Here is a 1,486-nt window from a genome sequence, read left to right as displayed (position 1 = left end):
GAGGACAACGCGCGCACGCCGTCGGGCGTGTCGTACATGCTGGAAAACCGCGAGACGATGATGCAGCTCTTCCCCGAGCTGTTCCAGCAGGTCAAGGTGCGCCCGGTCGAGACCTATCCGCAGATGCTGCGCCAGTCGCTCGCGGCGGTGTGCCCGCCGGGCGGCAACGCCGACAACCCGACCATCGCCGTGCTCACGCCCGGCATCCACAATTCCGCGTACTACGAACATTCGTTCCTCGCCGACCAGATGGGCGTGCACCTCGTCGAAGGCAGCGACCTGCAGGTGGTCGACGGCCGCGTCGCGATGCGCACCACCGAAGGCTTCCGGCCGATCGACGTGCTGTACCGCCGCGTCGACGACGCGTTCCTCGATCCGCTCACGTTCCGCCCCGATTCGGTGCTCGGCGTGGCCGGGATCATGGACGTCTACCGCGCCGGCAACATCACGATCGCGAACGCACCCGGCACCGGCATCGCCGACGACAAGGCGATCTACTCGTACATGCCGGAGATCGTCGAGTTCTACACGGGCCGCAAGGCGCTGCTGGAGAACGTGCCGACCTGGCGCTGCGGCGAGGCCGACAGCCTGAAATACGTGCTCGACCATCTCGACGAACTGGTCGTGAAGGAAGTGCACGGCTCGGGCGGCTACGGGATGCTGGTCGGGCCGTGCGCATCGAAGGCCGAACTCGAGGCGTTCGCCGCGAAGCTGCGCGCGCGTCCCGCGAACTACATCGCGCAACCCACGCTGGCGTTGTCCACGACGCCGATCCTGACCGAAGCCGGCCTTGCGCCGCGCCACGTCGACCTGCGGCCGTTCGTGCTGGTGTCGGACCGGATCCGCATCACGCCGGGCGGGCTCACGCGCGTCGCGCTGCAGGAAGGATCGCTCGTCGTCAACTCGAGCCAGGGCGGCGGCACCAAGGACACCTGGGTGCTGGCCGACTGAGCCGGGCACGACCGCGCGCGCCGGCAGCCGGCGCGCGAACCGAACGAAGACGGAGTGGACACGAGATGCTTCTGGGACGAACTGCGAGCGGTCTTTACTGGATGTACCGCTATATCGAGCGCGCGGAGAACATCGCGCGCATCGTCGATGCCGGGCTGCGGATGGCGCTCACGCGCACGTCCGACGCGCCGGCCGAATGGTCGTCGGTGCTGGTCAGCTCGGGCGCGGACGACGGCTATCGTCAGAAGTACGACGCCTATGCCGCCGATACCGTGACCGACTACCTGCTGCGCGACCGCGACAACCCGTCGAGCGTGCTGTCGTGCATCGAGGCCGCGCGCTCGAACGCGCGGATGGTGCGCACGGCGCTCACCCGCGAGGCGTGGGAGAGCGTGAACGGCGCCTGGCTCGCGCTGCGCCAGGCGCTCGCGCAGCCGGTGCCGGAGAGCGGGCTGCCGGCGGTGCTCGACGAAGTGAAGCGCGAAACCGCGCTGATCCTCGGCAGCTTCTACAGCACGATGCTGCGCAACGAGAT

General features: G+C 68.6%; 2 protein-coding genes. Both read left to right on the top strand.

Annotation, left to right across the window (positions count from 1 at the left end):
• Nucleotides 1-951: circularly permuted type 2 ATP-grasp protein (locus U4Y91_RS36500; protein WP_321809114.1), on the top strand; the 951-nt coding region annotated here is incomplete at its 5' end.
• A 65-nt stretch (nucleotides 952-1,016) separates the two neighbouring features.
• Nucleotides 1,017-1,486 (top strand): alpha-E domain-containing protein (locus U4Y91_RS36495; protein ID WP_185735556.1); only part of this gene is annotated, 470 nt, incomplete at its 3' end.

Origin of the sequence: Burkholderia sp. BCC1993, from assembly GCF_905339865.1 — a bacterium.
Classification (GTDB): Bacteria; Pseudomonadota; Gammaproteobacteria; order Burkholderiales; family Burkholderiaceae; genus Burkholderia.
The sequence above is the reverse complement of the archived record's forward strand: the minus strand, read 5'-3'. Positions and strand labels throughout refer to the sequence as shown.